The 26,881-nt window shown below is 51.3% G+C and carries 27 protein-coding genes; 7 read left to right on the top strand and 20 right to left on the bottom strand.

Annotated elements, in window-relative coordinates:
* Positions 1-7: 7 nt before the first annotated feature.
* A complete protein-coding gene (locus AC16KF_RS15060; RefSeq protein ID WP_484038162.1) occupies positions 8-1,081 on the bottom strand; it encodes an N-acetylneuraminate synthase family protein in 1,074 nt (357 codons plus the stop codon).
* 65 nt (positions 1,082-1,146) lie between these two features.
* Between AC16KF_RS15060 and AC16KF_RS15055 the strand changes: the two genes are divergently transcribed.
* Positions 1,147-1,494: a DUF5674 family protein gene (locus AC16KF_RS15055; RefSeq protein ID WP_484038161.1), complete on the top strand. Its 348-nt coding sequence runs from the start codon at positions 1,147-1,149 to the stop codon at positions 1,492-1,494.
* A complete protein-coding gene (locus AC16KF_RS15050) occupies positions 1,491-1,829 on the top strand; it encodes a hypothetical protein (RefSeq protein ID WP_484038160.1) in 339 nt (112 codons plus the stop codon). Before AC16KF_RS15055 ends, AC16KF_RS15050 begins: the two co-directional genes overlap by 4 nt.
* A gap of 145 nt (positions 1,830-1,974) precedes the next feature.
* Here AC16KF_RS15050 and add read toward each other — a convergent pair whose 3' ends face one another.
* From add to AC16KF_RS14975, 15 genes are all read right to left on the bottom strand, one after another.
* On the bottom strand, positions 1,975-3,045 hold the full coding sequence (add, locus tag AC16KF_RS15045; protein WP_484038159.1) for an adenosine deaminase: 1,071 nt from the start codon (positions 3,043-3,045) through the stop codon (positions 1,975-1,977).
* A 3-nt stretch (positions 3,046-3,048) separates the two neighbouring features.
* Complete coding sequence (locus tag AC16KF_RS15040) at positions 3,049-3,267, bottom strand: DUF4260 family protein (RefSeq protein ID WP_484038158.1); 219 nt, start codon at positions 3,265-3,267, stop codon at positions 3,049-3,051.
* A gap of 4 nt (positions 3,268-3,271) precedes the next feature.
* Complete coding sequence (locus tag AC16KF_RS15035) at positions 3,272-3,856, bottom strand: DUF6000 family protein (protein ID WP_484038157.1); 585 nt, start codon at positions 3,854-3,856, stop codon at positions 3,272-3,274.
* A 6-nt stretch (positions 3,857-3,862) separates the two neighbouring features.
* On the bottom strand, positions 3,863-4,213 hold the full coding sequence (locus tag AC16KF_RS15030; protein ID WP_484038156.1) for a DUF4260 domain-containing protein: 351 nt from the start codon (positions 4,211-4,213) through the stop codon (positions 3,863-3,865).
* Between the two features lie 32 nt (positions 4,214-4,245).
* A complete protein-coding gene (locus tag AC16KF_RS15025) occupies positions 4,246-5,163 on the bottom strand; it encodes an SDR family oxidoreductase (protein WP_484038155.1) in 918 nt (305 codons plus the stop codon).
* Between the two features lie 85 nt (positions 5,164-5,248).
* A complete protein-coding gene (gene pseB, locus AC16KF_RS15020; RefSeq protein WP_484038154.1) occupies positions 5,249-6,259 on the bottom strand; it encodes a UDP-N-acetylglucosamine 4,6-dehydratase (inverting) in 1,011 nt (336 codons plus the stop codon).
* A 249-nt stretch (positions 6,260-6,508) separates the two neighbouring features.
* Positions 6,509-7,309 (bottom strand): class I SAM-dependent methyltransferase, encoded by an 801-nt coding sequence (locus AC16KF_RS15015; protein WP_484038153.1) that lies wholly within the window; start codon positions 7,307-7,309, stop codon positions 6,509-6,511.
* A gap of 19 nt (positions 7,310-7,328) precedes the next feature.
* Positions 7,329-8,150, bottom strand: coding sequence for a class I SAM-dependent methyltransferase (locus tag AC16KF_RS15010; protein WP_484038152.1), 822 nt, complete (start codon positions 8,148-8,150; stop codon positions 7,329-7,331).
* 151 nt (positions 8,151-8,301) lie between these two features.
* Positions 8,302-9,918 carry a capsular polysaccharide export protein, LipB/KpsS family gene (locus AC16KF_RS15005; RefSeq protein WP_484038151.1) on the bottom strand — a complete coding sequence of 539 codons (1,617 nt, stop codon included), beginning with the start codon at positions 9,916-9,918 and terminating at the stop codon, positions 8,302-8,304.
* Positions 9,919-9,983: 65 nt separating this feature from the next.
* The gene (locus AC16KF_RS15000; RefSeq protein ID WP_484038150.1) at positions 9,984-11,276 is read right to left on the bottom strand and encodes an ABC transporter ATP-binding protein; all 1,293 of its coding nucleotides are present in this window, start codon (positions 11,274-11,276) and stop codon (positions 9,984-9,986) included.
* Between the two features lie 142 nt (positions 11,277-11,418).
* Positions 11,419-12,249: an ABC transporter permease gene (locus AC16KF_RS14995; protein ID WP_484038149.1), complete on the bottom strand. Its 831-nt coding sequence runs from the start codon at positions 12,247-12,249 to the stop codon at positions 11,419-11,421.
* Positions 12,250-12,311: 62 nt separating this feature from the next.
* Positions 12,312-13,256: a GDP-L-fucose synthase family protein gene (locus tag AC16KF_RS14990; RefSeq protein ID WP_484038148.1), complete on the bottom strand. Its 945-nt coding sequence runs from the start codon at positions 13,254-13,256 to the stop codon at positions 12,312-12,314.
* 50 nt (positions 13,257-13,306) lie between these two features.
* A complete protein-coding gene (locus tag AC16KF_RS14985; protein ID WP_484038147.1) occupies positions 13,307-14,311 on the bottom strand; it encodes an NAD-dependent epimerase/dehydratase family protein in 1,005 nt (334 codons plus the stop codon).
* Positions 14,308-14,784, bottom strand: coding sequence for a winged helix-turn-helix transcriptional regulator (locus AC16KF_RS14980; protein ID WP_484038146.1), 477 nt, complete (start codon positions 14,782-14,784; stop codon positions 14,308-14,310). Before AC16KF_RS14980 ends, AC16KF_RS14985 begins: the two co-directional genes overlap by 4 nt.
* Before the next feature lie 226 nt (positions 14,785-15,010).
* On the bottom strand, positions 15,011-17,569 hold the full coding sequence (locus AC16KF_RS14975; RefSeq protein ID WP_484038145.1) for a glycosyltransferase family 39 protein: 2,559 nt from the start codon (positions 17,567-17,569) through the stop codon (positions 15,011-15,013).
* A 136-nt stretch (positions 17,570-17,705) separates the two neighbouring features.
* Here AC16KF_RS14975 and AC16KF_RS14970 point away from each other — a divergent pair, with 136 nt between their 5' ends.
* Positions 17,706-19,139, top strand: a complete 1,434-nt coding sequence (locus AC16KF_RS14970; RefSeq protein WP_484038144.1) for a glycosyltransferase — start codon at positions 17,706-17,708, stop codon at positions 19,137-19,139.
* Positions 19,140-19,353: 214 nt separating this feature from the next.
* On the top strand, positions 19,354-20,094 hold the full coding sequence (locus AC16KF_RS14965) for a class I SAM-dependent methyltransferase (protein WP_484038143.1): 741 nt from the start codon (positions 19,354-19,356) through the stop codon (positions 20,092-20,094).
* 270 nt (positions 20,095-20,364) lie between these two features.
* Here AC16KF_RS14965 and AC16KF_RS14960 read toward each other — a convergent pair whose 3' ends face one another.
* A complete protein-coding gene (locus AC16KF_RS14960) occupies positions 20,365-21,243 on the bottom strand; it encodes an SDR family oxidoreductase (RefSeq protein WP_484038142.1) in 879 nt (292 codons plus the stop codon).
* A gap of 193 nt (positions 21,244-21,436) precedes the next feature.
* Between AC16KF_RS14960 and AC16KF_RS14955 the strand changes: the two genes are divergently transcribed.
* Genes AC16KF_RS14955 through AC16KF_RS14945 form a run of 3 tightly spaced genes read left to right on the top strand, consistent with a single transcriptional unit; the run spans position 21,437 to position 23,141 of the window.
* Positions 21,437-21,802 carry a VOC family protein gene (locus AC16KF_RS14955; protein ID WP_484038141.1) on the top strand — a complete coding sequence of 122 codons (366 nt, stop codon included), beginning with the start codon at positions 21,437-21,439 and terminating at the stop codon, positions 21,800-21,802.
* 1 nt (position 21,803) lies between these two features.
* Positions 21,804-22,634 (top strand): alpha/beta fold hydrolase, encoded by an 831-nt coding sequence (locus AC16KF_RS14950; protein WP_484038140.1) that lies wholly within the window; start codon positions 21,804-21,806, stop codon positions 22,632-22,634.
* 21 nt (positions 22,635-22,655) lie between these two features.
* Entirely contained in the window at positions 22,656-23,141 is a 486-nt protein-coding gene (locus AC16KF_RS14945; RefSeq protein ID WP_484038139.1) for a hypothetical protein, read from the top strand.
* Between the two features lie 159 nt (positions 23,142-23,300).
* Here the strand turns inward: AC16KF_RS14945 and AC16KF_RS14940 are convergent, their stop codons facing one another.
* The 3 genes from AC16KF_RS14940 to AC16KF_RS14930 all read right to left on the bottom strand — a co-directional run bounded on the left by AC16KF_RS14940 (position 23,301) and on the right by AC16KF_RS14930 (position 26,525).
* Positions 23,301-24,713 (bottom strand): tyrosine phenol-lyase, encoded by a 1,413-nt coding sequence (locus tag AC16KF_RS14940; protein WP_484038138.1) that lies wholly within the window; start codon positions 24,711-24,713, stop codon positions 23,301-23,303.
* Between the two features lie 125 nt (positions 24,714-24,838).
* Positions 24,839-25,321 (bottom strand): Lrp/AsnC family transcriptional regulator, encoded by a 483-nt coding sequence (locus AC16KF_RS14935; protein ID WP_484038137.1) that lies wholly within the window; start codon positions 25,319-25,321, stop codon positions 24,839-24,841.
* A 229-nt stretch (positions 25,322-25,550) separates the two neighbouring features.
* Positions 25,551-26,525: an ABC transporter substrate-binding protein gene (locus AC16KF_RS14930; protein ID WP_484038136.1), complete on the bottom strand. Its 975-nt coding sequence runs from the start codon at positions 26,523-26,525 to the stop codon at positions 25,551-25,553.
* Between the last annotated feature and the right edge of the window lie 356 nt (positions 26,526-26,881).

The following is a 26,881-nucleotide window of genomic DNA, read 5'->3' as shown; positions in this document are numbered from 1 at the left end:
TCCTCTCTCAAGAAGCCGCGCCGAGGTCAGTCCATCTCAACTCTTTACCCATCGGCATGTCGGTCAATGCTCTAGTTCCAATGACATCTTGAATCTGGTCAGGCTTGATCGCGCCGACAGTGGCGGGGCGCAACACGTCAATCATCTCACGCGTGAACACTTCGCCAGCCTTGATCTCCCGCGCCGCCCGCAGACAGCGACGTTGCACAACAGCGGTATCAATTTCATTCTCAGCGATAAATTTATCGGCAGAGCCAAGCGAACGCTCAAGCAGGCGCGTCTCTTCGACCATGCGCGCCCATTTGGCGGGATCCATCGCAAACTTGTGGTCGGGACCTTCGCGGTCGTTGCTGTCGGTGAAGTGACGCTCGATGACGCGCGCGCCAAGCGTCACCGCGCCGAGAACGGGAGCGACCGCGTGCGTGTGATCGGAGAGTCCCAGAATCACATCAGGGAACATCGTCGCGTAGGTCTTCAATACGTTCAAATGCAAATGGTCGTAGTTGTTCGGGGACGCGGTGTAATTGGTATTGCACTGCATCAACACGAGTTGCTTGTTGATCTTGAGAACCGCATGGACAGCCTTCTGCACCTCCCCAATCGTGGACGCGCCCGTGGCGATAAAGAACGGCTTGCCCTTGCTCGCCATGCGTTCCAGCGCTTCGATCCAATCAATCTCGCCAGAGCCAGCCTTGTAGACGGGCACATATTGGTCGAGGAAATCAATCGCGGCGAAATCATACGGCGACGAGAAATAATCAATGCCCGCTTCCTGACATTCCTCCATCAACGTCAACGTCCACTCGAAGGGAATGGACGCGGCGCGATAGACCTCGGTCACCGATTTCTTCCACGTCGCCTGATGGCTGACCTGCGAGTTCATGTGCGAGAAGCCATAATCCGAGACGATCTTCGGCGCGTCGAAATTCTGGAATTTGGCGGCATCCGCTCCCGCCTCTTTCGCCAAACGGATCAACAGTTTCGCCCGTTCCAAATCGCCATCGTGGTTCGCCGCAATATCAGCGATGAAGTAGGTGGGATGGTTCGATCCGATCGTGCGATTTCCAAATTTAATTTCCATGTGTTCCTCCGAAAAGGGTTGAATTGTATTTTATCGTATTACATTTTTCGGCTTATAATCTGCGCATGCCCATTCATGTTTTCACCAGCAAAGCGACATCATCGCAAATGCAAGAGATGTTGGAGTCGTTTTCCGAAATGCGCATGATCAAGATCGTCGTTGACATCGAACGGGAAATCCTTGCAGGTGGAAGCGGAATGCACTACGAATGCGAGCAACTGCTGTTGAACGATGGCAGTGAACAGAAAGATCTTTGGGGCGCAAACTGGTTTCCTGACGAGCAGGAAATCGAGTTCGAATCGCTGATCAATATTCGTCCGCATCAAAACAGAAGCATTATTATTCAAGATAAAACGATCTGCGATAAAGTTGAACGTATCACACGGAATTACTTTGAAGGAGTAAAGCCATGACCATATATGCCGAATCCTTTACAAAAGAATCGCCCGCTCGGCAGTTGGGAGCGCTCGCCGCCACGCTGGGACGGGTTGCCTCCTCCGCCGAGAAAACCGCTCGCGCCAAGGCGATCATCCCGATGCTGGACGAATGTGTCCAATTCATCGAATGGACTCTCTCTCAGCAAACCGAAGCCGCCAGCAAAGAACTAAAGGATATTAGCCTCATGCTCAAATTATGGCGTGAGGGTTGGGAACACGCTCAAACTGACGAACGCCTCAGAACGCTTTTATCCGTACAGGCAAGGAAATGGTCTGACCAAGCGTTAGAATATTCAGGGTTGTTAACCTAGCTGACCTGACAGGTTTCCGCAGCACCGTGATTAAGCAAGTTGTATTCCATCCGCTGAAGTCCGATGGGCAAGCGCCACGTAAAACCTGTCAGGTCTTCGGTTTTGGATTTGAGAAGTTCAAGAGGCATAGGTCACTTTCGAGATATCACCGTTGAATATGGACAAAGCGGGACTTCTCCCATTGTTCGATTTCTTGAAGGCACTTTGTCTTCAACTCAATGGTTGCAAAGGATACATTGATTGAATTTCTAGCGAAACGCACAAGGTCATTTATTGTGTATCCGAATTCTCTGGCTACAGCGATATATTCGTCACATAATGTACTACCAATAATTGAGGGGTCATCACTATTAATTGTGACACATACACCCAACTGATCTAAATCACGAAAAGGGTGTTGACTCATTTTTGGATAAACCTTGAGGCGAATATTACTTGTTGGACAAATATCAAGTGGGATTTGGCGTTCCACCAATTTATTAACTACATTTTTATCTTCCGTTGAGCGAACGCCATGACATATGCGATCTGCTTGTAACTCTTTGATGGCACCCAAAACACTACTAGCTCCACTGGTTTCTCCAGCATGGGGAATACTTCGCAAACCTATTTGTTTTGCCTTCTGAAAGATGTCGCGGAATGGTTCTGGAGGCGCATCTACCTCATTTCCTCCAAGCCCTATACCAATTACGCCACGCTTTTGTCCCTGAATAGCGTAATCTAAAATAACGTTAGCTATTGTAGGATCAAAAACTCTAGGGTTGCTGCCACTGAAATGGCGATTGCGGGGAATGCCAAATATCCATTGCATTTCTACGCCAAAGTCATCACGAGCTTTCTGACGACCGACAGTAATCCCGTCAATAACATCTTGAAAATGCAAATTCTTTTCCCAAACGTGAAGATGTTGATAGATAGAAATATACACTTCTCGATAACGAATATTCTGATGCATCATATCGCGTCCAGACTCGTACACGACAAGAGCAAAGTCTTCAGCGGAGCGAATCAACTGCATACATAGCTGATAATAGGAATGGAAATCTTCAAAATTTTGAAATGTAACCGACCTTTGTAATGATTCAACTCTTTCGACAACTCCTAGATGTGAATATTTATGAGCTAGTTTAAGAGCCGTCGTTGAAGGGATGGCACCTTCTAAATGAATGTGAAGTTCAGCTTTAGGCAAAGTTCTCACTAGTTCATCGAGATTCATAACCTACCTCCCAATCCTCCCCAAATGCGTATTCTGAAATGCGTCTTCGTGTTTCAACCCGTAGCCGATGATGCGATCACAACTGGAGTGACCGAGCAAAAACTCCGAAGGAGTGGAATGATTATAGATTCGGGTTCGATGATTTACCAACCCCGAAGGGGTGTCATTGATTCCGCGTGAATCATGCCATCCTGTTTTGGATTTGAGCAGTTCAAGGGTCATAAGCTTATTTCTTTGGTTGCATAAAATTTTCTCTACAATAATTCATTAGGTTCCAAAAATACTCTTGGCGATAATCTATTTGCCATAAATCAGAATCCTTATCTGCAATAAATTTCTCCCACAAACCGCCTGAATCAAGATATTGGGACGCATTATTGGTATTGTTTTGTTTATCCACCCACAGTAGAGCAGGCATAACCCATGCTTGATCATAATGAAGATTCGTTCTGGGAAGGTAGATGTTTAGATATTCTGTAAGGTATTTTACGCTTTTATCGTTTGCAAAACATGCAAGCGCAAAACAATGACCCTGACCAGCATATGTCATTTTGCTTTCTACAAGTTTTGCGCCAATTTCATCAGCATACTGTGACCAGCCTTTTAATCCGCAAAACCAACTTCCAGTTATTTGCTCGCGCCAATCACCTGACAAAAGCCGTTGAATGATTTCATCATCCAAAACCAATAGGGCTTTTCTCACCTTCTCATTGAATGAAACTTGTTCGTCATCTTTCAATAAGTAATAATAATTGCCATGCAGGATATGAAGATAATAGGGGGCTACCCAATTGTTGATGAATTTATCCATCTCAGATTACCTCCCAATCCTCCCCAAGTGCGTATTCTGGAACGCGTCTTCGTGCTTCAACCCGTAGCCGAGGGCGCGGTCAAAACTGGAGTGACCGAGAAGGACTGTCCCTGCGAACATCAGCCACGGCGTGGAGGTTAGGGCGCCCAAGGCATAAAGGGCAACCGAAAGCCCCTTGTGGTGGACCAAGTTATACGTCCAGGCGCCGAAGCGGGGGTTTGCCAAATAGCCGATCATGCTCAGATCGGGCGCAAAAAACCACAGCGCGTACCATCCCCACCCGTAGTCCAATCCAGAAAAAAGAAAAAGGGCGAGCCCGAACAAAAAGAGTTCTTCGAGTTTGAGCAGATTTTTCATGTGTCTCCTGTGGCGCAATTTGGCAAATTGCGTTACTGTTGATAACCCCTGATTTTCTGTGGATAACCCTGTTGGAACTGTGTATAGAACCCGTCCAAACCAGTGGAGAACGAGGGGATTTCGCGCCCCAAATCTGTGGACAACTTGTGGACAGACAGCCATAAATTGTGGGATCGCTTGGCGGTCAAACCCGACCTTTCGACTGATTGCGGCTCGATGAGGCTTTCTCTCAGCCCGAACTTTCGCGCCACCTCCACCCCGAACTGATACTTGTTCATCGCCTGCGCGCCGACGACGTGATACAAACCGTGCAAATCATTTTCGAGCATGGCAATGAGCGTCTGCGCCAGATGATTGACCCACATCGGGCAGAAGATGACATCCGTAAACCCGTTGACGTTTTTGCCCTCGCTCAAGTTGTTGATGAAGAATTCGGGGAGGCTTCTTTTTGCGCCCAATGACCAACCGAAAAAATTAACTCTGGCAATAATTGCCTGCGGGTTAACTTGTTGCACGGCGCGTTCGCCATCGAGTTTTGTCTGAGAGTAAACACCTGGCGGATTTGGTTCATCTTCCTCTGTGTACACTCCCTCTTTTGTGCCGTCAAAAACCGAGTCGGTCGAAAGATGGACGAAGGGAATATTTCGTTCGGCGCAAGCGGCGGCTAACTCCCTCGGAAGTTCTGTATTCAGTAGCCTCGCCTGTTCTGGATCTTCTTCACACATTTCAAGATTCGCCAACGCGGCGCAGTTGACGAGCCACTCAGGTCTTGTCGAATCGAGAATGGAATTGACACTGCCCGACCTGAGCAGATTTGCATGAAGCACCCGAAACGGAGCGGATTTCAATTTACCCCTGTCCACGCCAATGACATCATGCACGCGCTTGGCTTCAAGTGCGAGGTTGATTCCGAGCAGTCCGCTGGCGCCAGTTATGAGTATTCGTGCCATGTGTCAAGTTCCATGATACACGTTACAAGGTACGAGTTACAGGTTACGTATCTCGTAACCCGTAACTTGTATCCCGTATCACGCATCACCCCTCCAACTTCCCCTGCTTAAACAACTCCTCAAACGGCGCAACGAATTTTTTGATTCCGTCAATATCGAGCCATTCGGAGTTATTGTCGCTGGTGTAGGTGAATCCATCGGGGAGCGGTTTGCCTTTGTCTTTCCACGAGTAACCGAACCACGTTGCTTCGGCGGGTTGGATGACGTACATCTTGTCGAGTTCAATCGTGTGACGTGCCTCATCATCCGAGATCAAGTCTTCGTGGAGTTTTTCGCCAGGGCGGATGCCGATGATGTTGATCTTTGCATTCGGCACGATGGCTTTGGCAAGGTCAACGACTTTCGTGCTGGGAATCTTCGGCACGAACACTTCGCCGCCTTCCATTTGCTCGATGCAGTCAATGACGAATTTGACTCCCTGCTCCAGCGACAGCCAAAAGCGCGTCATGCGCTCGTCGGTGATGGTGACTGTCCCATTCTCGCGTTGTTTGAGGAACAACGGCACGACCGAGCCGCGCGAGCCGACGACATTCCCGTATCGGACGCACGAGTAGCGGGTCGCTGAACCCGCGGCATATGCGTTGCTTTGGACGGTCAACTTCTCGGCGGCGAGTTTTGTCGCGCCGTATAAATTCGCGGGGCTGACGGCTTTGTCCGTGCTGATGGTCATCACCTTTTTCACGCCCGCATCCAACGCGGCTTCGACCACGTTCGCTGTGCCCATGATGTTGGTCTTGATGGCTTCCATTGGGTTGTACTCACACGCTGGGACCTGCTTCAACGCCGCCGCATGGACAACGATATCCACGCCATGCATCGCGCGGACGAGTCGCTCCCTGTCGCGGATATCGCCGATGAAATAGCGCAGTGACGGATGGTTGAATCCGCCCACCTGCATTTCGTGCTGTTTCAACTCGTCGCGGCTGAAGATGATGATCTTCTTCGGCTGTTTCTCGGCAAGCAAAGTCTGCGTAAACTTCTTGCCGAAAGACCCCGTCCCGCCTGTGATGAGTATGACTTGATTTTTCCAGTCCATGATTTCTCCTGTTACCTCTGGTGGTCGAGTAGACACGAGCGATAGCGAGTGTCGTACCGAGACCACACTTCTTGTTTTCATACGGTGGTCGAGTAGTGGCGCATGGTTTTCGCGCCACGTATCGAGACCACACCTTTTGATTTCATATTCACATGTCACTGGTGGTCTCGATACGTCCCGCACACGCTTCGACTTCGCTGTCGCTCCGCTCAGCGCGGCGGGACTACTCGACCACCGAGTTGGGATGAATTACTTTATCGCTTCAAACACGCCAGAATCTTTTGTGATGAAGATTGAGCCTTGTTGCTCCAGTTTATCTTGCGATGCTTGCTTAATTTGCTCCAACTTGCCTTCCTGAAGGTCAGAAAGAGCAGTCATCGAACGCAGATAAGCAACCAGCGGTTCCAATTCAGTGACGCGCAAACTATCATCGTAACGAGAGAGGGTCACTTGCGGAAAAACGGATTTCAATTGTGCCAGTCCATTCTCCAGAGTAAAAGATAACGTCGCCTTGCTGACATAATTCCCGTTGCTGATCTCCTCCAACCAGCCCGTGATTTCCTGCATATGCCGTTCGCCGACAGTCGTTGCAAACAGATGACCGCCCGTTTTCAAGACTCGTTTCATCTCTCGAATCGCCTTCGCTCTGTCAGGGACATGATACAGCATGTGATTGGCGATGACCGCGTCGAAGGTTTCGTCGGGGAACGGAATTTCCTGCGCGTCGATCTCTTTGAAGTTGTATGCTCTCCCAGTGACGACCAAGTTCCGCCAAGCCGAATCAAGCATCCCTGCGGAAAGATCCGAGAGGGTGATGTCCCACGTGGATGGGATGCGATGACTGTTTTCCTTCCACAAATATCCAGGTCCGCATCCGAGTTCTAATATCTTCGCGTTTGCTGGAAGTTTCAACAGATGGTCGAAGACCCAATTCATCCAGCCATACGGATTTGTGCTGAAGCGTTGATGGATCGCCACGCGCGCGTCGAGGTTCGATGAGTCTTTGTATTGATCGGTCTTGAGATATTGCTGATCGGTAAACTTGGACAAAGTCTCTAGTCTCCAGTCTCTATTTTCTAATCACGATCAACGGATACTGCCCGTTCTCGGCAAAAAAATTTGGAAACACGGCTTCGAGCCAAAACACGAATCGCAAAAACGCGCGCCCGCCGAACGGACGGACGAACCAACGCAAGATGCGCGTGCTCATGCTTCGCCAGGGTTTGATTTCGATGGGCATCTTCGAACCGATCTCGCGCTTGAGCCACGCGGGAGTCATCTTTTGCACGAACGTCCCTGCGGGGTCTTCTTCGCTGAGCCATTCTTTTTTCTTTTTCGCCGAGCGACCCGAAAGTTTGCGCATGAGTCCGATCAACGGTTCGGCGACGCGACTCAAAAGAGGATCATGCCAGCCGTTGACGATCGCCGCAGTTCGTCCGCTGGCGAGCACGCGATGGATTTCAGAATACGCGCGCGGATGTTCGGTGAGCGCGAGGTGATGGATCGCGTGCATCGAAACCGCGCCGTCGAACGCGTCGGCTTTGAACGGCAAATTGGCGAGGTCGCCGACGACAAACAGTCCGTGATCGCCGATGCGTGTCCGCGCTTCGCGTAAGGCTTGAATGGAAATATCCAGGCACACGCGCTTTTGGTATCCCTGCGAATAGACTTTATATTCTTCGTATTGCACAGGACCCGAACCCGCGTCGAGCAGGAGGTTGCCTGTGGGAATCAATCCGTTCATCACGCGCAGGCGCGTTTTGTGGATGTATTCGCGCGAGACGGGGCGCAGGTCTTCGTAACGGGCGTTTTGATAATTCCCGTCGTCTTCCTGTTGCCAGCCGATCTCATCATAAAACTCGCGGACTTTTTGTTTGGTTTCGTTTGTCATGTTTTTATTTCATCGGTGGTCGAGACGCAAGCAGTCGAGACCACCAAGTTTCAAAAGTATATTTGTTACAAAAATTACTCTACGGCGTGGTGGTCTCGATACGTCCTTCGTCTCCGCTACGCTCCGCTCAGGACTACTCGACCACCGAGTTTCATTTCCACGTAAACGGCTCACCGACTAAAAACCTGAACGTATCTCCAAAATGATTCATTCCTTCATCGCTCAACACTTTTTCGAGAGACCACACGTCAAGGTCATCCCAAAAATTCATCAACCGCCATGGGAATGGACGCGGATATTCAAAAAAGAAACGATATGCATAATTCCATGCCTTCGCGGTTTGTTCATCGTTCAAACGATGCGCGGGCAAATCGGATAAAACATTTTCGAGCGCGGCAAAATATTCATCCCACGAGTTCGGGTCAATTGTGAAGCCGCGACCGCGATAATGCGTTTGTCCGCACGAGATGACGGGGATGCCGTTCATCGCGGTCTCGACGCCGACGGTGGTTGTGTATGCCAACCCAAGATTTGCGATCTCGATCAGATCGTACGTGTTGATGTTGTCCAACGCGCCGATCACGTGGATGTGACTCGGCAATTCGGGCAACGCTTCGCGCACGACAGTCCCCATTGATTTCGCCTGCGGGACAATTTTCTCGCCAGGGTGAATCCGCACGACGAGTTGTACATCCGTCCGCTCCGCAAAGTATTGGACGGTCTTGGTGATCCACTCGCTCATGGATTCGGCGAAGATGTTTCGCCCAAGCGTGAGACTGTCACCCAACACGTTCGCGGCAAGCAGGACGATGGGTCTGTTGTCCAAGCCCATGGCTTTGCGCGTCTCTTCGGCGCCTTGTGATGAGACGTACTGCCACAGTCGTTTTGATTTTCCCCACACGCGCGCGCCGCGTCGGGCGTTCTCCAAGTCGGCGAGGCGTTCGTACATTTCGTCGGTCATCGGCAGTTTGCAACGCGCTTCGACGAGATAGTCCGTGTCCTGCCGCATTATGGACGTGTTCTGCGCCAGCCAAATTTGTTCGCGCTGGTCGTTGAATTCAAACGTGACGGCGGGAATGTTCAAATATTTCGCAACGCGGAAGACGATTCCCATTTCGAGGATCAATCCGTTGGGAACAAGCACAACATCAGGCTTGTTGGCTTGCATCCACTCGAGCGCGGCGAGGGCGGCGAAGGTGTTGCGCTTGATCCGCAGATCGTACAACGCTTTGTCTTTCGCGTTCGACATGTCCACTTCTTCGCGCATGAGGGTGTATTGCGCGTCCCAGAGGGAGATTTCGGCGATGTCAGTGTGGAGAGGGGCTGGGAGGTCGAAGGTTGAAGGTCGAAGGTCTAGCATGGAAACGTGAGGAACGAAAGAAGAAAGAGGAAAGAGGGCGTCTCTTGTGTGGAGTCCGCGTTGTTTCTGAGTCAGTTTATCCATCTCTTTGTGCCATTCGGAATAGGGCAGAGTCAACAGCGTGACCTTGTGACCGAGTCCCGCGAGGGCGAGGGAGATGTACGCGGCTTGTTCGATCCAGTAGTGGAGGGTGGCGAAAAAGAGGATGTTTTTTACTGCGTACTGCGGATTGCGTATTGGTGATTGAAGGATTGGCTTGATCGATTCAACGGCTTGAGGGAGTGATTTTTTTAGGCGCGAAAGGTTGAAGTGGTCTTTGCGGGCGCGATTCTTTTGCCGAAGCGAATAATCGAGTTCGGCGGCGAGAGGCAGTGCGCCCAAAAAGTTGCGGAGGGAATTTTTGTTCATAAAGAGAGAGTAGATAATTAGAGAGTAGAGAGTAGTCCGATGACTAATCATCTGCTCTCTATTCTCTAACCGCTGATTTTCTCGATCTTCCAATTCAAACGCGGACGAATCGGTCCTTGCCGCAGTTCGGGCCATTGCGTGCCAGGCGCGCCTGAAATATCCACGTTGAACGAGATGGCATTCTCGTCCATGAAATATCGCTTGACGCCGAACGAACTTGCGTTGACGCCGAGATAGTAACGACCCTCGTTGAAAAAATCGGCGGGGATTTCGCAACGACTCACGTAACGTCCCGCCGCGCGCGCGCCGAACTGCTCGAACTGTTGCGCATCGTCGGTGTCGAACGCGGTAAAAACATATTCGCCGCGCATCGTGTTGAGATACATGCCCACGCGCAGACCCGTGACGGGCGCGTCGAGTTGATATTCGAATTCGATGACGACTGGCTCGGTGGATCGGACGGTGTCTACGACCGCGCCGTTTCTTTCTTTGATTTTGATTGATACGGGTTTAAATGGCGCGCTCGCCGCTGGGACCTCGTCCGCCTCCCAAACGCGCTCGCCTGATTCGGCTTGACCCGACGCGAGATAAAAATCAACGGCTTCGGGAGTCGGCGCGCGCTTGATGAGTTGTCCTTTTTTCAAGACGATGGCTTCTTGAGTCAATCGCAGAATCGCGGACATGTTATGACTCACAAACAAAACCGTGCGTCCCTGTTGCGCCACGTCGTTCATCTTGCCGATGCACTTGCGTTGAAACTCCGCGTCACCCACTGCCAACACTTCATCTACAACAAGAATGTCAGGCTCCAAATGCGCCGCGACCGCGAACGCCAACCGCAAGTACATGCCCGATGAATAGCGTTTGACGGGCGTATCAATGAACTGCCCCACTTCCGAGAAGTCCACGATGGCGTCGAAGTTGCGGTCAATTTGGGCGCGCTTCATGCCGAGGATCGCGCCGTTCATGTAGATGTTTTCGCGCCCCGTCAGTTCGGGATGAAACCCCGTCCCCACTTCGAGGAGCGAGCCGACGCGTCCGCGCACGGAAACAGTCCCCGTCGTCGGTTCGGTGACGCGGGAGAGTATTTTCAGCAGTGTGCTTTTCCCCGCGCCGTTGCGTCCGACGATGCCCAGCACTTTGCCTTCGTCGAGGTCGAAGGAAACGTCGTGCAACGCCCAGATGAAATTTTGATTCAAGCGTCGGTCCGATTTTCCAACGAGCGCTTTCGCCAAACGGATCGGCGCCGAGACCGTATCCACGATCACATCACGCAGCATGTTATAGCGAAACTTGGTTTCCGCCGCGCCGATCTTGTATTGCTTGCCGAGGTTTTGCACTGAGATAGCGGTGGTCATTGGGTGAGAGGTAAGTGGTAATTGGAGATTGAGAATTAGAGGATTAGAGAATTAGAGAATAGAGGATTAGAGATTGGAGACTGGATGGTTGACTACTTTCTACTTTCTATCCTCTGCTCTCTATTCTCTACTATCTATTTATCTAAATCGTATCTGCGAAAGTTTTTTCCATGCTTCTGAAATAAAAAAGTCCTGAAATAAAAATCAGAATAGAGATGGTGACAGAAACCCACAATGTGATGTCAGGTCCATTGCCTGCGCCGAGGAGCGCCCAGCGGAATCCGTTCACGACGCCTGCCATCGGGTTGAGCGAGTAGAGGATCTGCCACTTCGCAGAGACCACAGACGCCGAGTAGGCTACAGGTGTGGCGAACAGCCAAAACTGAGTCAGAAACGGGAGGGCTTGATTCACGTCACGATATTTCACGTTGACCGCCGAGAGCCACAACGCGACTCCCAGGGCGGTGATGATCGCAAGCAGGAGGAAGAACGGAAGAGTCCAAATCAAATTCCACGCGGGAGTCACTTGATAGTAAATCATCAGCGCGATGAGAATGACGAACGCGATGGCGAAGTCAACAAGACCTGCGAAGACCGATGACATGGGAAGAATCAAGCGCGGGAAATAAATTTTTGTGACCATGTTGTTGTGCGCCACGAGCGAGCGGCTGCCCTGATTGAGCGCGACAACGAACAAACCCCACGGCAATAACGCGGTGAACGAAAACACGGGATACGGAATCCCTTCGGTGGGAAGTTTTGCCACTTTGTCGAAGAGGAAGGTGAACACGAGCATCGTCATCACGGGTTGGATGACAGCCCACGCCATGCCGAGCAGAGTCTGTTTGTATTTCACTTTCACATCGCGCCAGACCATGAAGAAGACCAACTCGCGGTACGTCCACAGATCGCGCAGGTTCAGCGCGGCGAGTCCTTTGGTGGGTTTGATGTAGATGGTGGTAGGTTCGGTCATTTTCGGATTGCGGACTTTAGTCCGCTATTTGCAACATAAGCGGACTGAAGTCCGCGTTCCGTTTATTTTCGATTTTCTTTAAACCATTGGATCGTGCGCCGCATCCCCTCCTCGAAGGGGACTTGTGCGCTCCAGCCGAAATAGTCTTTCGCGCGGCTGACGTCGAGCGCGCGGCGGGGTTGACCGTTCGGTTTGTCTGTCTGCCAGACGATCTTGCCTGTAAAACCTGTCATTTTCGCGGTCATCTCCACGAGGTCTTTGATGGAAATTTCGTAACCCGAACCGAGATTGACAGGTTCGGAGCCGTTGTATTTTTCGGCGGCGGTGACGATTCCATCGGCGGCGTCTTCCACGTAGAGGAATTCGCGCGTCGGCGAGCCGTCGCCCCAGGCGGGGATTTCCTCCTCGCCACGTTCGGTCGCTTCGACGGTTTTGCGGATCAGCGCGGGGATGACGTGCGAGGTCGCCAGGTCAAAGTTATCGCGCGGACCGAACAGATTCACTGGCATCAAATAAATTGAGTTGTATCCGTATTGCTGACGATACGCCTGCGATTGCACGAGCAGCATTTTCTTCGCCAAACCATACGGCGCGTTTGTCTCTTCGGGATAGCCGTCCCAAAGGGTCTCCTCTTTGAAAGGAAGCGGCGTGAACTTTGGATACGAACAAATTGAACCAACCGCGACAAACTTTTCAATCCCCTTTTGCCAAGCCTGATGAAGCAACGGCACGCCCATCATCAAATTGTCGTAGAAAAATTCGGCGGGTCGCCCCATGTTGGCGCCGATTCCCCCTGCGAGGGCGGCGAGGTGGATGACGATGTCGGCTTTGAAATCAGTGAGGACGCGCGAAATGTCTTCCGATTTTCGTAGATCGTACTGCGAACTGCGTGGGACAAATATATCTTTCGCGCCGCGCTGCTGGAGTTTCTCGACGACGAACGAGCCGAGGAAGCCCGATCCGCCCGTGACGATGACTTTTTTGGTTTGCCAGAAGGTGTTGGTCATATTTTCCTTAGCAAGACCTCACAGGTCTTTGAGACCTGTGAGGTCTACTATTATTGAACGATAAACTGCGCATTACGATACCGCGTATCGGTCGGGTTCTGGATGAGACCCGTCTTCAACGCGAACAACAATTCGCGGATGCCGTCGTCCACGTCGAGGGTGGTGTCGAAGCCGAGGACGCTTTTGATCTTGGCAAACGACACGGTGATGTCGCGCATGTCGCCGCCGAAGGTGAGGTCTTTGTATTCCACTTCCACTTCGGGCATGCGCTTGCGGACCAACGTCACGATATCGTCTTTCGAGTAGTTGCCATTGTCGGTGCCGAGATTGAAAATTTGTCCGCGAATTTTCGACTGCTCCGCTTCGAGTCCCATGATGACGCCGCGCGCCACGTCGCGGATATGGACGAACGAACGCGAGTAGCCGCGTTGGTAGATGACCAGCACGCGTTTGGTGAACGCCTCCAGCACAAATTGATTCACGATCAAGTCGAAGCGAGTGCGCGGGGATAATCCATACAATGTGGCAAATCGGAACAACAATGGCGCGGTCGGCGAATCTTTTTGTGAAAGTAAAAATTCTTCCGCCGCGATCTTCGTTTCAGCATACAACGATTGCGGATTCAACGGCGACTCTTCGGTGACAGGCTTGCCGTCTTGAGATAATCCATAATTGCTGTACGTGGATGCGAACACGAATCGCTCCACGCCCAAGTCTGTCGCTTGTTCATAAACCATCTTTGTTGAATCAACGTTGTACTTCCACGCGACCTGCTTCCCCACCGCCTGACACGCGGGGAATCCAACGATCGCGGCGAGATGGATCACCGCGTCAGGTTTCTGCCAACCATCTTTGAGCGCGTCCTTCACGGCGCGCGGTTCGGTCACGTCCGTTTTCACGAAATGAAAATTGGGATGATGCAAAAACGGGACGATGGCTTCACCGCCGAAGAGCAGAGAGTCGAGGGTGGTGACGCGGTATCCAAGCCGAAGCAGTTCGGAGGTCAGAAGCGAACCGATGTAGCCCGCGCCGCCCGTGATCAAAATATGTTTCATGAGGTCCCATCCATGTTGAGAGTCACTTTGAATCCATCTACTTGAATCGTCGGCGCGTTTTTATCGGTCACGATCGTCACGCCCTGTTCGATGCAGGTGAGTTTGCACACGTCCACCACATCGCCCTTGCCGACGACGCGCGCGCGATCGAATCCCGCCGCGCGAATTTTTGCGATGTGTTCTTTCACGCGCTGTCGCGTTTTGCGATAGATCGAAAACGACCGCTCGACATAATCCACCGCGAGACGGGCGCGCAGGGCGATGCCTTCGGGCGTGATGATGTAACGCAACTTCTTGCGTTCGGCGCGCTTGACTTTGACCGCGCCTTTCGCGACGAGCCGCTTGAGATGCCAATTCACGGTTCCCACCGCGACGCCAAGCTGGGTCGCCAGCGTGGACTGATTCACATCTGGATCGTTTTCGATGTTTTCGAGCAGGGTAAGTTCGCGCAGTTCTTCGTTTGTGGTTTCCATAGGATTCATCGGTTCAAAATTCAGTGACTGAATTATAACCGAGAATGAGGGGGTGTCAAACGAGGGATTCGGATGAAGAGCATTCGAAGGGATGATATGCCGCCATATAAAACCCCATGACACCCCTTCGGGGTTGACTCGCCTATTTGATGCAACCCTATCATCATTTCACTCCTTCGGAGTTATGAGCGCATAAGGCAAGTTAAGCAACAACCTGCGGGACGGTTTATTCAGGCAATGGACAACTGAGCGCGGGCATCGGCTCGCGCGTGAACAGCGACGGCGATTCGCCCGTGAGCAAAACGGACAACGCCTCCACGTCCCCATTGTCGTTGGCGCAACCGATCACGATCACATCCGCGCCGTCGGGAAAATCGAATTTCGGAGAGGGTATCGGCAAAATAACATTCGACGATTCTGAACCCACAAGATAGAACACAACGCGATTGTATGGTCGCGGTTTGTATGCGGGCCAGGCGTGGTTGATGGGACCCGAATCGGATTTCAAATAGTATGGGTAGATCGCCTGTCCATACGCGATGACGGCTCGGTCGTTTTGAAGGAAACGTTCGAGATCATCGTTGGTTAACGACTGATCAAGCGATTCGGCGGCAACCAAATACTCGCTCATCAACTGTGGGGCGGTTTTTTCAGGATAACGATTTGAAAATAGCCGATTCCCGTAGGTGACAGACGATCCGATTAAAAGAAAGACAACTGCAATCGTCGTTGCATTGACCCAACTTGCGGAAGTCTTTTCAACCGTTTGTGATTCGTCCCTCGCCGAAACATCCTGTGCGGAACGAGTAACAACATACCAAATGATGTAGGAGAACTGAACCAGCCCGATGGAAAAGTAGACGAGGGTGATCCAATCGGCTGGGAGGATGAACCGCCAGCCTGAGATGCGTCCCACGGAAACACTGGCGTTGTATCCCATGCCGATCAGCACGGGAGCGATGGCAAGGTATTTGTTTTTCTTCCACGCGGTTCCGAATCCCAGCGCGATCAAGCCCATGTTGATGAATAACAAAATCCAACTTTGAAATGAAAGTTCACCCTGCCACGCGCCCCAGAACGGCTCAGAGGCGACATATGCTTTCAAACTTTCGATACGAAACGATTGCGGTAAATAAATATAACTGTAAATCACGTTATGGAAATAATGCGCCGAGACGAATCGCAGGACTTCATCGGGATGCTGGAGGATAAAGTCGGTGACTTGTTTGTTCTGCGCATCGGACTCTTCCAACGTTCGACTCGAAACATCCGTAGTAAACGCTTCGGGATCCGCAAGATGAGGCGTAATGCTGTACAGCCCAGCCATGTTCGCGCTGTACGGCGAGACGGGACTTTGAAGCGCGATGCGCCCTGTAGTTTGGTAAATCTGCGCGAGCCAGGGAAGCAAGACCAGACCAACGCCAGCCGCGATGAAACCTACGCGTGCAATTCGTTGTCGGAAATTTTCCGCGTTGAACAGGAAGACGATCACAAGAAAAACGGGAAGCAAAAGGATGGGGTGTCCGCGCGTCAGGGTCAACAACCCCAACACGCCGCCCAATGCCAAAAGAGAATTGCGTCGTTCGCGCGGATTCTCGAACCAGCGGAGCATCAGCCAGAGCAGGAGGACGACGAGTCCCATTGAAAACACGTCGCTCAACAACAGTTTCAGATGAGATACTTGAATGACGTTCGACAGCGCGATCGAGTTTTGTTCGCGCAGGATCACGAGCAGACTGGCAACGACGCCCGCAGTCCGATTTCCGATGCGGCTGACGAGCAGATAAACCAAGACAGGGATGATGGCGAGAATCGCAATCTGAAGAAAAACTAGCAGTCCATAATTTTCTCCCGCGAACAAATGCAGGAACGCCAGAAAGAAAGAATACAACGGCTTGACCCAAAAGTCGTTCGGCAATGCTGTGCCTGTCAAAAATTTATGCGCGACGGTGTCGTATAGGATCGAATCGCCGAATGGATAACTCTGAAAATTGGGAGGCGCAGGTTCGAGCACATTGTAAGACGACCGCGCAGGTTGATTCCACCAGAGAAAAACCGCCAATGCCCACAATGCGACACAAGCCAACACGTTGACTCGGTTTCGACCCACTTCGCCGAATCGCAGAACAAGTACGTTGAACAATAATCCGATACCCCACGCAACGACCACCTGTGAGATCAACAACGGGACTCCAGGTCCCTGCCAGTAGATCGCGTCGGGAGTGAGTCCAATTTTGGTGAGGGCGATGAAGAGGATGAGGAGCGCGAGCAGGAGAAGGGCAATTCCGCTCGGAACAAGGGATGAGCGATAGGTTTGAAAAAGATTCGAGCCGCTTCCTTTGACGAAGACAAAACTTACAATGAATTGAACCGCGATCAAGGCAATCCAGACAAGGATCGGATACAAACGCTCACGATAGGAAGCAAGCGATCCCAAATTCTGATTTGAAGTGAACAGCAGGAAATAGGTTAGACTGCCCAACGCGAGCCATGCCCAGAAGGTTTCGGTCTTATCCCACAGGTTGGCGATGAGTCTTCCCGTTTTCAGTTCGAGCCAGTTCTTTTTGAAAGATGCAACCAGTAAAAGCAAAATCGCCAGCGACAGGACAAGCACAGCCAGCAGTAGGATCAATCGAAGCGCGGAATACTGCAAGAAGACGACCGACTCCGCTTCGCTAGGCGCGGTGAGAAACTTCCAGAACACGAACAGTCCCTCGATCAAAGCAAGGGACAAGCTCAGCCGCAGTGCGGTTGTTTTCCGTTGAGGGGATGTTGTCGAATCCATTGTGATTCTTTGAATGATAAAATGTTACCATACAGATATTACACACCGTCCCGCAGGTTTTCTCGCAAAATAAGGTTGATTAAACCAATCCTGCGGGACGTTCTGTGTGAGGTCAGTTACCATATTCAAAACCGACATGAAATCCTCTCCCTCCTTCGACGCGTCAGGCGTCGCCTACCAACAATCTCGCATCTCCCACTGGGACTCCATCGCGCGCAAAACGGATTCGTGGCGCGGCATGGGCAGGTGGTATCACCAGCGGCTGGCGGAGATCTATCGCTTTCACATCGCGCCGAACCTGAGCGTGATCGAGATCGGTTGCGCGGACGGGAAACTGCTCGGCGTGTTGAATCCCGCGCGAGGCGTGGGCGTGGACTTTTCGCCTGAGATGATCCGCCGCGCCAAAGTAAAACATCCGAACATCGAATTCATCGAAGCCGACGCGCACGATCTCTCGGCGATCAACGAAACATTCGACATCATTATCCTCTCCGACCTCGTCAATGATTTGTGGGATGTGCAACGCGTCTTTCAAGAAATTAAAAAACTTTGCACGCCGCGCACGCGCATCCTCCTTAACTTTTACAGCAGGCTTTGGCAATTGCCGCTGGGCATCGCGCAAAGTCTCAACCTTGCCACGCGCAACCTCTATCAAAACTGGTTGACGCGCGAAGACATCCGTGGGTTGATGCGCCTCGCGGGGTTCGAGCCAGTGCAGATCACGCAAGAGATTCTTTTTCCGCTTCCGTTGGGCGGGCTGGCGAATAAATTTCTCGTGCGGCTGTGGCCCCTGCATCATCTCGCGTTGTCGAACTTCGTGGTGGCGCGACCAACCATCCAACGCGCACAAGAGCCGACGGTGTCGGTCATCGTCCCCGCGCGGAATGAATCGGGCAACATCAAATCTATTTTCGAACGGACTCCCAAAATGGGGCGCGCGACAGAACTCGTCTTCGTCGAGGGACATTCGAAGGATGACACGTACGCGGCAATCCAGCGGGAAGTGAAAGCGCATCCATCCACCCCCAGCCTGATTCTCCAACAGTCGGGCATCGGCAAAGCGGACGCGGTGCGACTCGGCTACGCCAAAGCCACTGGCGATGTGCTGATGATCCTCGATGCCGACCTGACGGTGCCGCCCGAAGACCTGCCGCGTTTCTATGAGGCGCTCGTTTCGGGCAAGGGCGAATTCATCAACGGCGTGCGGCTGGTGTACCCGATGGAAAAAGAAGCGATGCAGACGTTGAATTTTTTCGGCAATAAATTTTTTAGTCTCGCGTTCTCGTGGTTGTTGGGTCAGCCCATCAAAGATACGTTGTGCGGAACAAAAGTGTTGTGGAAAGACGATTACGAACGCATCGCTGCGAACCGTTCGTACTTCGGCGATTTCGATCCGTTCGGCGACTATGACTTGATCTTTGGCGCGGCAAAATTGAATTTGAAAATCGTTGACCTCCCCATCCGTTACCGCGAACGGACATACGGCTCGACCAATATCTCGCGCTGGAAACACGGTTTGTTGTTACTGCGCATGGTCGCTTTTGCGGCAAGACGGATAAAATTTGTTTGAAACAAAAAATCCCGAAGGGATGTGACGATTATAGAATCAAGCATTCCGATTCCCAAATCCCGAAGGGATGACACACGTGGAAAAGAATATCACCCCTTCGGGGTTTATCAACCACTCACACAACCATCTATAATCATTTGACCCGTTTCGACAGGCTCAACGCACCGCCTTCGGGGTCACAAGAGATCACACACCACTTACAAAGAAATCAATCATGGGAATTAATTTACATCAGGATTTGATAAACAAAAATCACGAGTTATGGAATCGCAAGCCGATTCTGCGAACGGCGTATCAAGACATGTATCGAATCGCGGCGACGCAGTTGAGCGGATTGTCCGATTCAAAGATCGTCGAACTCGGCTCGGGCATGGGACACATCCGCGATGTGATTCCCAACTGCATCACCACCGAGTTATTCCCCTTTCCGTGGATCGACCAGATCGAAAACGCGTACAAACTGTCGTTTGAGGACGAATCAATTTCCGACCTGATCTCGACCGATGTGTTTCATCACCTGAAATACCCTGGCACCGCGTTGATCGAACTTCATCGCGTCCTCCGCCCTGGCGGACGGATCATCCTGCTCGAACCGTGCATGAGCCTGCTGGGACTGCTCGTGTACGGCGCGTTCCACGTCGAGTCGATTGCCATCACGAAAAAAATCGAGTGGCTCGCCCCCGCAGATTGGTCGCCCGAACATTTGGATTATTACGCCGCGCAGGGAAATGCCACGCGCATCTTCGTTGGAAAGAAATATCGTTCCCAACTCACGGCATGGAAAAGCGTCAAAACCATCCGCCTCTCGGCGCTGGCGTACGCCGCCTCGGGCGGGTACTCAGGTCCGCAACTGTACCCGACAGGGATGTATTCGGCTGTAAAATCACTGGAAAAATTTCTCGACCTGTTCCCATCCCTGTTTGCGACGCGGTTGCTGGTGGTGCTGGAGAAATGAGCGAACCTTTCAACAGGTTTCCTGCGAGGCAGGTGAGCAACCCTGCTTGTTGATTTTTTTCAGCCATTTGAAGAAGTATCTCTTTTGTGCCCCCGCCGCGCAATTTTTTAAAGTCTGCACGATCTAGCCTCCAGAACATACACCAACAACCTGCATAGCCGCCTTGCTCTCCAAAACGAGCAACTATACCTTTCCTGAAGTTTATCAAAAAACAAGGTTGTACCATCTTCGGATGCCGTTTCTCTGATTTCTCTCGAAAAAGAAACAGCATTAATTCTCTGCGTAATGTTCCTTCATAACTCTTTCCGCAAAGGATTCTAAAGAATTCGGTTCTCTTCGCAAAATCCATGTCAGCACATTTGGGTTCCCCATCAAGCCCCGCCTATCGTAATACTCGAACATCTTAACCAGATTCTCCAAAGCATAATCGCTCAATCCCGCTATTCCAAGTTTCCAGTCTTCAATCGTCATGATCTCAGCCTTCACATCTCGCCTCAGGACTTGACTGAAGGTTTCCGCCGCCTCAACATGCGACGTGGGCATTGTCCCTGCCAATTCGTAAATGGCGTTTGTATGATCAGGCTGGGTCAAAACGATTCTCGCTACCTCAGCCACATTTTCCAGATCCACAAAACTGAATTTAGATTCTACGGAATATGGCACGCGCAAAACTCCTTCACCCATAGTGCGCTTCCATCCCGCCAGAAGATTTTGCATGTACGGAGCAGGTTGCAAAATAGTGAAGGGAAGTCCCGACTCGAAAAGCGACTCCTCCACGCGCATCTTTTGCCAGTGATGATTCATCGCTTCGATTTGCGGGCGCAAAACCGAGTGATAGACGAAATGCTCCACACTTGCTTTCTTTGCCTCATCGATTACCGATTTACCAATTACCGTTTCACTGGGACTCATGTTCGGGCAAATGTGATAGACCGCCCGCGCGCCTCGCATCGCGGACCGAATGTCTACCTGATGGCGCAGATCGCCGACGATGACCTTCACCGCGCCGAGGGATTTCAAAACAGCGACCTGTTCTTCGCGATGGACAAACGCGCATATGCTGTCAACTTTTGAAAGCGCCTTGGTTATTGCCTTGCCTGTCTTGCCACTTGCGCCAGTAACGAGGATCATGTTCTGAATATAATCCATTTTGGAAGTCTATTTCCATCTTGCCAAATCAGAATATATGTTCTACAATGAAACACGATGGGTTTCTTGCGAAAGGCCCTTCACCACAGAGAACATGGAGAAAAAGAGCATTTCTCAAAGGTCTCTGTGGCTCAACAAAACTCACTTATGCAAGAAGTCTACCATTCCCCTCCAAACAGAAAGGCTGTGACACATGTTAAATCTCAACTCGGTAATGATCGGAACGACTCAACCGCAAGTATTAGCCGCATTTTACGAAAAAGTTTTAGGCAAGCCAGCGGACATGCTGGACGCAGAACATGGTTTTTGGGGATGGCAAGTGGGCGGCGCATTCATGTCCGTGCTGGAGCATTCGGAGATGGGCGGCAGAGCCAAAGACCCAGGGCGGGTGATGATCAATTTCGAGACAGAACAGGTCCGAGAGGAATTTGAGCGGATCAAGTCCATTGGCGGAACCGTTGTCAAAGAGCCATACGATATGGGCGGCGGATGGATCGCCACGTTGGCTGATCCCGATGGAAATCTCTTTCAATTGATCAGTCCAATGGTTGGACAATAACGTGACCGCTCCGCAATTCAATTCTGGCTTTGTGAAAAACGGCAACGCGCAGATTTATTACGAAACGGCTGGCAGTGGGTTGCCGTTTGTGATGATCCATGCTGGCGTGGCGGACAGTCGCCAGTGGAATAACGAGTTCGCATTTTTTGCACACAAGTATCAGGTTCTGCGCCACGATATGCGCGGCTATGGGAAAAGCGAACCCGTTGACGGCGAGTTTAATCACATGGGTGATTTGGTCGCGGCGCTTGATGCTCTTGGAATTCACGAGCCACTGATTATGATGGGCTGTTCGATGGGCGGAGGCTTGGCGATGGATTTTGCGCTAACGCATCCATCCAGAGTCAAAGCGTTGATCATGGTTGGCTCAGGTCCCAGCGGCTTGGAGTTAGATGCGCCAACGCCCGCGAAATTTGCCGAAGCAGAGAAAGCGTTCGAGGCAGGCGATCTTGATCTTGTCTGTGAGATCGAAACGCAGATCTGGTTCGATGGCATGGATCGAACGTCCGAACAAGTGAATCAAGCAATGCGCACATTGCTATATGAAATGAATCGGAAGGCGCTGGCGTATGAAGCGCTGAAACGTGGCAAACGCTTACCGAACACGGAAACTCTGGCGTTTGATCGCTTGGCAAACCTCACGATTCCCGTTCTGGTGATCGTCGGCGCGCATGACGTCCCGTATATTCAGGGAGCGGCAGACTATATGGCAGAGCATATTCCTTCCGTGAAAAAAGTGAAAATGGAAGACGCGGCACACCTGCCCAACATGGATCACCCTGAAGAATTTCAGCGGATCGTGACAAATTTTTTGAAAAGTTTTTCAAGTTGAAGCCATTTCGGCTGAACAAACATGCCATCCATTGAAAAATGCCCGCCGCCTGAAAACTCATTGCTTGAAAAGTATTCGATAAATGGAAATTACGTAGATTGTTACACTACAACGATTGACAAGCAAGTTTCCTTCCCTGAATTTATTTTGGTGTTTTACACAACCTGGCTTTTCAAAACAGAGCGTTTGATTTTGAAAGCGCTTGTCAATAAACCATCCACCGATTTACAGGCGAGGCGACTAGCGAACGCTGAAATCGATTCTTTCGCGGCGTGGACTGTCGAAGCGCGAGGCGCTCACGAATTACTGATGTGCGATTTTATGACTCGCACGCGCTCATGGCTGATGGTGGACCAGGTTGGGGCGGCGACAAAACTCTACTTCGGGTCGGCAGTTGTCCCTGCGAAGAGAAGCGTGAGTCTGGATTTCGGATTCCGCGCGCTGCTGGGCTTCCATCAAATTTATTCTGTTTTGCTTTTATATTTTGCAAAGCAGAAATTACATTGAGAAAATCAATAAGCCCAAGTTCTTTTATGGGACGCAGATGAACGCGGATGGATGCTGAAAAAAAACAAATCCGCATCCGAAGAATTATTTCCGATAGCGGCTACTCGCGAGATCAAAAGGTCATTGAGAAAATTCTCAATGACCTTTTGATTTCAAGCGCTAAAGCCGTTCAAATTTTGCCTGGAAGAAGCGCAGATACTTCGGCTCGTAGACCATCTTCAAGCCGCGAGTCGATTCGCGTTGGTCGTACACGGCTTTGACCGATTCAGCGACGACATCCATGTGGGCTTGGGTGTAGACGCGGCGCGGAATGGTGAGGCGGGTCAACTCAAGTTTGGGGTAGTAATGATCGCCCGTCTTCGGGTCGCGCCCCGCCGAGGCGATGCCGCGCTCCATCGAGCGGATGCCCGAATCGAGGTAGAGTTCCGCCGCGAGGGTTTGGGATGGAAATTCAATTTGTTTGAGGTGCGGGTAGAACGCTTTCGCGTCGAGGAAGATCGCGTGTCCGCCAATCGGTTGAACGATGGGGATGTTCCACTCCGTGAGCAATTCACCGAGGTACAAAACCTGACCGATGCGCGTGCGGATGTGGTCGTCGTTGACCGATTCTTCGATGCCGATGGCGAGCGCTTCCATGTCGCGTCCCGCTTGTCCGCCGTAGGTGTGCAGACCTTCGTAGACAACGACCAAATTGCGGAGTTCTTCAAAAATCTCGTAATCGTTGATCGCCAGCCAGCCGCCGATGTTGACGAGGTTATCTTTTTTGGCGCTCATCCACGCCGCGTCGGTGTAACTGCAAAACTCTTTGAGAATTTGCGCGATGGTCTTATTAGCATAGCCTTCTTCGCGTTGTTGAATGAAGTAGGCGTTTTCCAACATGCGCGTCGCGTCGAGATACACTTTGATTCCGTGTTGGTTGCACAGCGCGCGCAAGGCTTTGATATTCTCCATACTCACGGGTTGACCGCCCGCCATATTGACCGTGCCAGCGACGCTGATGTAGGCGATATTATCCGCGCCGTGTTTATCAATCAGCGCCTGCACTTTGTTGAGATCAATGTTGCCCTTGAACGGTTTCAAACTTGTGGGGTCGTGCGCTTCGTCAATGATGACATCGTAGAACACGCCGCCCGCCAATTCTTGATGCAAACGCGTGGTGGTGAAGTACATGTTGCCCGGCACGATCTGCCCTTTTTTGATGACCGTCTGGCTGATGAGATGTTCCGCGCCGCGCCCTTGATGGGTGGGGACGATATATTTATAGCCGTAGTATTTTTGGATCGCCTCTTCGAGGTGATAGAAGTTTCTGCTCCCCGCATAGGCTTCATCGCCGAGCATCATGCCCGCCCACTGACGGTCGCTCATCGCGCCTGTGCCGCTGTCGGTTAACAAGTCAATGTATACGTCTTTCGATTTGAGCAGGAAGGTGTTGAAGCCCGCTTCGAGCAAGGCTTGCTCGCGTTCTTCGCGGGTGGTGACGGTGAGCGGCTCCACCATCTTGATCTTCCAGGGTTCCGCCCACGAGCGGCGTCCGAATTGTTGCCCCATGGTCTTTGGCGTTGGATTGGTCATGAAATGTTCTCCTTGAATTTTTGATTGACCACAAAGGGTCCGAAGTAGGTCAGGCTTTTAGCCTGACGCATTCTTGAAATCTTGTGCGCGGCGGGTTATAAACTACAAGTTTCGTGGTTGAAAATTTATTCCAACGGGAGCGCCATCGTGGCTTTGACTTCGGTCAGGACGAGGCTGGTTTGAATCCGCGCCACGCCTGGGATCGGGGTGATCTTGTCCACCACGAAACGCTCCAGGTCTTTGCGATTTTTCAGGACGACCTTCAACAAATAATCATGCTCGCCCGTGATGTGATGACACTCCAGCACTTCGGGCATCCGCCGCGTGGCTTCGCGGAATTTTTCCACTTGCTCCACTTTGTGCATTTGCAAACTGATGTGGATGAAGCAGAGCAGATCGTAGCCAGCCTTTTCTCGATCCACGATGGCGGCGTACTGGCGGACGTAGCCGTCTTTCTCCAACCGCTTCAAACGGGAATGGGTGGCGGGCGGCGATAAACTGATCTTCTTCGCCAATTGGACGTTGCTCAAACGCCCGTCCGCTTGAAGCGCGCGCAAGAGCGATTTATCCACGCGGTCTAACATCATGTTCTTGGAATTTTTTATCATATTCAGACCTCAATTTCAATGGAAATTCGATGTTTTTGCGAAAAGTCAAAACAAAATGAAATCATAACCGATAAAGTTTATAAACATTCCAAATTCAATAGTGGAAACGCGCCTACGGCGAAGAAATGCAAACTTTCCCTGCTTCAGTCGAGACGCAACAAAAAGCCGATGGTTGGGATCAACCATCGGCTGGGAGTGAAGCGAAGTAAGTCAACAACGCGGGCTACGGTCAACGAGTGATGCTGTTTGCCTGCTTCAAAATATCGTCGGATACTTCGACACCGTACGCCTGGGCGGCTTTGAGGTTGACGAAGAGATAGTATTCAGCCGTTTCCACCGGTGTGTTGGCTGGCTTTGCGCCTTTGAAAATTCGGTCTACGATTTGGGCGCCCTGTTCGGCTTGACCGGAAAATGTGGTGGTGTAGTCGGTGATTGGGAATGTTGTATCTCCGCCGCGCCCAGTGGCGAAGATGGGGACATCGTATTGGTCGGCTTGCGCGACAAGCATATCCAAGCCGGCTTCGAGGTTTGCCGAAAGCAGTCCGATGAAAATAATCGTATCATCCGGCAGGGTTTCCACCGCCGCGGCCATCTTTTCTGGGGTGGTCACCGCGCTGGCGGGTAGCAACTCCACTCCCTGTTGTGGGATTCCGTCAAAGAGGCTTTGCATGACCATTACGATAAACGGATCATCAGGGTTGTAGGGAATATAAACATATTGGGTCTCCGGCATAACCTTGAGCGCCCACTCCAAGGCTTTATCTGCCCGGTTCACCACTTGGATGCCGGTCACATTGCCGCCAGGATTGGCGACGCTTTGCACTACGCCTTCTTCCACTGGATTGATGACCGGGTCGAACACAACCGGGATGTCTGTTCCTTCCACGGCTGATTTGGCGGCTTTGGTGGGCAGGGTTCCAATCGTAAAGATCAGGTCCACGTTCTGTTCCACCAGTCTTTTTGCTTCAGCATCGAACGCCGCCTGGTCGCCTCCTGTCACTTCTTCATTATAGACGTAGGTAATGTTCTCTCCTTCCACATAGCCCAGTTCGGTCATTGAGGTTTTGAACCCATCGTAGGCAGGCGCCAGCCACGCCAACTCCATGATCACCCCAACCGTATAGGTCTTGGGTTTTGCCACTCCGCAACCAGCAAGGAGGAGGCTGATGACCAACAGAGAGAATACAATTCGTTTTGCGAACATAATGGTTTTCTCCTTTTGAATAAACTACCACGAGTAGTAATATTGTAAAACCAATCTACTTGATGCAACTTTTAAAATAGTAAGCTAACAAACCCGTAAATTACGCCAAACAGAAAGCCGATGGATTGAATCACTCAGAGGCTTGGAATCTTGCTTCGCCATCCCACAGTAAAGAATCCGTCACTACTTCCTCTCCACCCTTCGACAGGCTCAGGACAAGTTTGGAGCCCTTAGTAACTATCTCAAAACTCTTTGAGGGCATATAATTTCAGTGCCAACAAAGGAAACCCAACGATGAAGAAAAAGACGCCACTACCCACTATCTGGGAGGTTCCCGATGAATTATGGAAGCGCAT

This window comes from Candidatus Defluviilinea gracilis, assembly GCF_057138825.1.
This window is presented reverse-complemented; position numbering and strand designations above follow the sequence as displayed.